Below are 5,178 nucleotides of genomic sequence, written 5' to 3' on the forward strand. Positions count from 1 at the left end.
CTAGACGATATGAAGTGTGGTGGGCCGGAAGTGTGGTGGGCCGGTCCTGACGTAGGACTGGAACCTCGGGTTCAAAGAGGTTCGTGGGTTGCCGGTCCGGGGGCCTGTTCCGCAGTCTCGTGCGGGGTGTGGACTGGTAGAGCCACATTTGAACGTCTGGAGGTTCCAGCCATGAATAACCGTACCTACGTCGGTTTGGATGTCCATGCGCGCAGTGTGAAGGGCTGCGCCATTGACCGCGAAACCGGCGAGATTCTGCGCCAGAGTCTTGCGGCGAACGACGCCGGGATCGCCGATTGGGTGTCAGGGTTGCCGGGCCCGATCCTGGTTGTCTACGAAGCCGGTCCGACGGGATTCGGATTGGCGAGGCTTCTGACATCAGCGGGGATCGAGTGCGTGGTCGCGGCGCCGTCCAAGCTCCAGCGACCGTCCGGGGACCGGGTGAAAACTGACGYCCGAGATGCCGAACATCTCGCCCGGCTGGCCCTGCTGGGCCAGATAACCCCGGTCCGCGTCCCGGGACCCTCACAGGAGGCCGCCCGGGATCTGGTGCGGGCCCGCGAGGACGTGCGGGCTGATCTGATGCGGGCCAGACACCGCGTCTCGAAGTTGTTGCTGCGTCACGGCCTGGTCTACTCCGGCGGCCAGGCCTGGACCGACGCCCACCACACCTGGCTGCACCGGCAACACTTCGACGACCCTGCGCTGCAGGCCGCGTACGAGGCCAGCCTGGAAACGGCGGAGCTGACGCTGGACCGCAGAAACCGGCTGGACTCAAAGATCATCGCCATGGCGGCAACCGGGCCGTATGCACCGGTCGTTCAGGCCCTGATGTGTCTGCGCGGTATCTCGGTGCTGACCGCGTTCGGCCTCGCGGTGGAAATCGGCGACTGGAACCGCTTCACCGGCTCCACCATCGGCGCGTATCTCGGCCTTGTCCCCTCCGAGCATTCCTCGGGCGCCTCCCGGTCCCAAGGCGCGATCACCAAGACCGGGAACACCCATGCCCGGCGCTTGCTGGTCGAGGCCGCCTGGCACCACCGCCGGCCCTACACCCACCCCAGCCGTGAGATGCGCACCCGGTGGGAAGCAGCCGACGAGGCCTCCCGGGTCCGAGGCCATCAAGGCAACCACCGGCTGCACCGGAAATGGGAGCAATTCGACGCCCGGCACAAACGCCGGGTCATCGCTAACGTCGCCATCGCCCGCGAACTGGCCGGCTGGTGCTGGTCCCTGGCAGCCCCGGTCCAACAGGAACATCCATGGACGGATGAATAGACGTGCCGTTCCCCCCGCCGACTCCGATGGCTTGGCAGCGTGGAGAAGACCCGCGAAACACCTATGGACAACCGACAAACACCGGTGACGCCCGACATTGCTAGACCCGCGGCACCCCTCCAGCCGAACACCTCGTCCTGCGGTAACCAACCCGCGCATATCAGTCTGACAGCGCCGTCGATCACGACGCGCCAGCCCGCCGGATGAGGCCACGAACGGATACGAAAGAGCGGTCCAAGACACGAGAGCCTTGGACCGCTCACCCTTGCCCTCTTGACAAGGAACACCCACATATCAGGTGTTACTTTTATGTCACCTCCGGACTGTTGCGTGGCCCAACGCCAGCGGAGAACCACAACTTGTGCCCGAATGTCCAGACTCCCCGGGCCAATCTGGATCGCCGGGCACGAAGGGAGCGAGTCGCGACACCGCGGATCATCAGCAGTGAGATTCCCATTCCGCGGCATCGTCTGCAGGCGGCGCCTGCTGGAGCTTGAGGGACCCCCAGCAACGATGTGCGAGGAAGACACGGCGGCACCGCGTGTTTCCGTTCAGCCGCCGCCAGGAAACTGAGTCCGGCACCCGTCAAAGGGCGTATGTCCGTCAACCGGGGTAGCCCCCACATGCCGCGGAATGTTTGTCGCGATCGCAATCGCCGGCCTGTCCCTTGCCGTCGCCACCGCCTCCGCCGTTCTGGACCGTAAGAGAGTTCTGGGTCTGATGCGACTGATGGGGATGCCGGTTTCCGTCCTGCGCCGCATCATCACCCGTGAAGCAGCAGTCCCGCTCCTGACCGTGCTGCTGCTCTCAGTCGGCCTCGGATTCCTCGTGGCCTGGCTGATGGTTACCTTCATTGACGACACCTACCAGATGACCTGGCCGGCCCCCGATTACTTCACGGCTCTGGGCCTCAGCCTGCTCCTGGCCCTCGGAGCGGTCACCGCGACATTCGGTCTCATCCGGGGCAATACCCCAATGACGGCTACACGCTTCGAATGAAACCGCAGTCCCCACGAACGCCGGCCATGGGAATGCCAGCGACCTTCTCGGAAACGAAGGATTTCAAGAACACCTTAAATCGAGAATGGCGGCGCTTGCGGCCAGGGACCCGAAGGCCGCGCAGTTCGGCGGGAAACCGCCATTGCAATGAGAAGCCCCGCCCCGCCGGGCGGTTCTCATAAATAGTTCTCGGAACTGTACGGTCGAGCCAGGAGTCCGCATCGAGTTTTGAGAAGAGAAACCCATATGGCTGCACACCGTATCGGCTACGCCAGAGTGTCCACGCGCGACCAGAACCTTGATCTGCAGTTGGCTGCCTTAAAAGGTGCAGGATGTGACCGCATCTTTGAGGACACAATGAGCGGTACCAAGGCCGGCCGCCCAGGTCTCGCCAAAGCGCTGGAAGCACTCCGTGAGGGAGATACTCTCATCGTGTGGAAGGTGGACCGTCTTGGCCGCAGCGTGAAGGGCCTCCTGGATTTCGCCGGAGGCCTGAACGAGCGCGGCATTGGCTTTGTCAGCCTCACCGATTCGATCGACACTACCACCGCCTCGGGCCGCTTCTTCTTCAACGTGATGGCCTCCCTGGCGCAGATGGAACGCGAGCTCATGGTCGAACGCACCCAGGCAGGCCTACAGGCAGCGCGCGAACAGGGCCGGGTCGGCGGACGCAAACGTGTAATGACTGAAGCCAAGTTCCGCTCAGCTCGGAAGCTCCTCAGCCAGGGAACGCCGCCAAAGGAAGTTGCCGCCAGCCTCGGGGTCTCGGTGCCCACACTGTACCGCTGGGTCCCGGCGACGAACCCTGAAGCAGTTGCAGTCCCGTAGCTCGACCTTTGGTGCAGACGACTGTTGAAAAAATGCATGACGGTGCACGGACCTCTGGCATCCCGATGTCAACAGTCCTCGCCCCGTCCTGTCCCATGAACTGGTGCAGACGACTCCTGAAAATGACAACGGTCGAATATGGCACAGTGCGAGGAGACTACCTGGAACATGATGACAGCCAGATCGCCGTCATCGCGGGCGCCATCCTCAAAGACGAGCACATCGACCTCGAGTTCGGCTTCCTCCACCCTGCTGCAGAACGTCCCTTCCAGCTGATCAGATTCGAGCTTCTGCCGGGCGGGATCTCAATCACATGCGCCAGTAGCCAGTCCGCGTATGGCAGCGGCGTTATGAAGCTTTGATAATGACATCGTCGACATAGCTGTCGCCCACCTGCCGGGGGTGCTCCGCCCCCAGCTGCACCCGGGTCAGCGTCGTGAACCCTGTGCTGACCTGGTGGCTGGAGTAGAGGAGGCTGGCGTCGAACCAGACCTCAACGGTGGAGGCGGCACCGTTGGCCACCACGCGCATCACCACCTTGTGCCAGGAGCCGAGCTGTACCGCCAGTCCAAGGTTGGTGTATCCGTAAGTGCCCGAAGGGGACGCTACGCGCAGCCACAGTTGGCCGCTGCCGTTGTCGCGGAAAACATCGGCCACACGGATGCCACCATTGAAGAACCGGAAATACGGGACGTTGTTTCCTACGTTGCCCGCCGTCTTGATATTGAACCAGCCGTCGGCGTAGGCGCCCGAGGAGCCCGCCGGCAGGGTTGCTGACATCTTGGCCACCGAGCCTGAGTCATCCGTGACGTGCAGGAAGGYCGCGCAGCCCCCTGAATGGTGCTGGTCGGAAGTGACAGAGGCCGTCCCGGTCCCCGACGTGCTGGCAATAAACCCCTCCAGCGTTCGGGATTCGAAACTGGTTGCCACCACGGGTACGCCCGGGTACTGGTTGGAAGGTGGCGGCGTGCCGGGCTGGCAGACCGGGGCCGGGGCCTTCTTGTTCTTGTTGTTTTTGTTCTTGTTGTCGTTTTTGTTCTTGTTGCTGTTGTTGCTGCTGTTATTGCTATTGTTGCTGCTGTTGATCGCTGTGGCGGCTGTTGCGGCCATCGGGGCGGCGAACATCAGTGCGATTGCTGTGGCCAACGCGAGCAGGGTTTTCTTCATGGTCTCTCCCCGGAAAATGTGTCACCGGTGTTTATTGGGGCTGTGAAGCCAGGCGCGGTGAGACTGGCCGCTTCAGGCGCCGGATCTTTCCGGCGCCTGAATCATAGGACACGGTTGCTCTCTCTGTCACGAGTAGCGGGTACTCGCTCCCTCGGTACTTATGGCCTTATTCAGATCCGATCTTCGGGAGGAAGGCCAAGCATCAGCTGCATTAGCCCGACTTTGTGCCCGCTCCGGGGACACCTAAACGCAGCACGAACCGCCATTTTGAACTGTGAATTAACCGCCAAACGAAGTTAACAGTCACACCCGGGGACAGCAGCACCACGGCTGGCCGTCATGTTGGCACTCAACAAACGATCGTTTTTGAGAATGCGTCGAAAGCCCAGTTCTCGCCGTCCCCGGGTGTCACTGTGCGTCGCGCGTTCGGGCACTGCTGGCAAACCATGCCCTTTGCCCGATCGGCCACTGAATCCTGCGTGACGTAGCCGCTGCTGCAGAGCCACCACACCACCTTGCCCGTGTGAGGCAACAGCACTTCGGCAGTCACCTCTCCATTCAGTGTCGGGTGAAGTTGTCTTGCCAGTTCAGGGCGAAGCACAGCAAGGGACGTCTCGCGCGTGGGATAGCGACCCGAGCAATACCCGCAGCCGGTTCCTCTTCCAGTCCGCTGTGGGCCGCCACGGAGTTCTCGGACAGTGGCCCCCTTAAAATCGGGGGACTACTGAAATGAGGAATGTGCAGAATGCCTGCATCACGTCGCCGGTTCAGCCAGGAGTTCAAGGACCAGCTGTGCGAGGAAGTCGTCTCGACTTCGAAAACGATCAAGTCCGTCGCCGACTCGTACGGGGTCGGTGCCGAGACGCTGCGTAACTGGCTGAAGAAGTACCGGCAGGAACACGACAC

General features: G+C 62.3%; 7 protein-coding genes. 5 read left to right on the top strand and 2 right to left on the bottom strand.

All coding sequences use genetic code 11. From position 1 onward, the window contains the following. Nucleotides 1–171: 171 nt before the first annotated feature. The 4 genes from AC1D2F_RS23590 (at nucleotide 172) to AC1D2F_RS23605 (ending at nucleotide 3,467) form a co-directional block, all read left to right on the top strand. Entirely contained in the window at nucleotides 172–1,278 is a 1,107-nt protein-coding gene (locus AC1D2F_RS23590) for an IS110 family RNA-guided transposase (protein WP_476967880.1), read from the top strand. 633 nt (nucleotides 1,279–1,911) lie between these two features. Further along, nucleotides 1,912–2,277 carry an FtsX-like permease family protein gene (locus AC1D2F_RS23595; protein WP_229995596.1) on the top strand — a complete coding sequence of 122 codons (366 nt, stop codon included), beginning with the start codon at nucleotides 1,912–1,914 and terminating at the stop codon, nucleotides 2,275–2,277. A gap of 246 nt (nucleotides 2,278–2,523) precedes the next feature. Next, entirely contained in the window at nucleotides 2,524–3,105 is a 582-nt protein-coding gene (locus AC1D2F_RS23600) for a recombinase family protein (protein WP_476967881.1), read from the top strand. A gap of 122 nt (nucleotides 3,106–3,227) precedes the next feature. After that, nucleotides 3,228–3,467, top strand: coding sequence for a hypothetical protein (locus AC1D2F_RS23605; protein ID WP_229995598.1), 240 nt, complete (start codon nucleotides 3,228–3,230; stop codon nucleotides 3,465–3,467). On the opposite strand, the gene AC1D2F_RS23610 is transcribed toward AC1D2F_RS23605, so the two are convergent. Both AC1D2F_RS23610 and AC1D2F_RS23615 read right to left on the bottom strand, forming a co-directional pair. Continuing rightward, entirely contained in the window at nucleotides 3,454–4,272 is an 819-nt protein-coding gene (locus AC1D2F_RS23610; protein WP_476967882.1) for a hypothetical protein, read from the bottom strand. The genes AC1D2F_RS23605 and AC1D2F_RS23610 overlap by 14 nt on opposite strands. A gap of 349 nt (nucleotides 4,273–4,621) precedes the next feature. Then, on the bottom strand, nucleotides 4,622–4,873 hold the full coding sequence (locus AC1D2F_RS23615) for a zinc-ribbon domain-containing protein (protein ID WP_476967883.1): 252 nt from the start codon (nucleotides 4,871–4,873) through the stop codon (nucleotides 4,622–4,624). Between the two features lie 144 nt (nucleotides 4,874–5,017). On the opposite strand from AC1D2F_RS23615, the gene AC1D2F_RS23620 reads away from it, so the two are divergent. Then, a partial coding sequence (locus tag AC1D2F_RS23620; RefSeq protein ID WP_476967884.1) for a transposase occupies nucleotides 5,018–5,178 on the top strand: 161 nt, incomplete at its 3' end.

Source organism: Arthrobacter sp. P1_B3, from assembly GCF_056406615.1.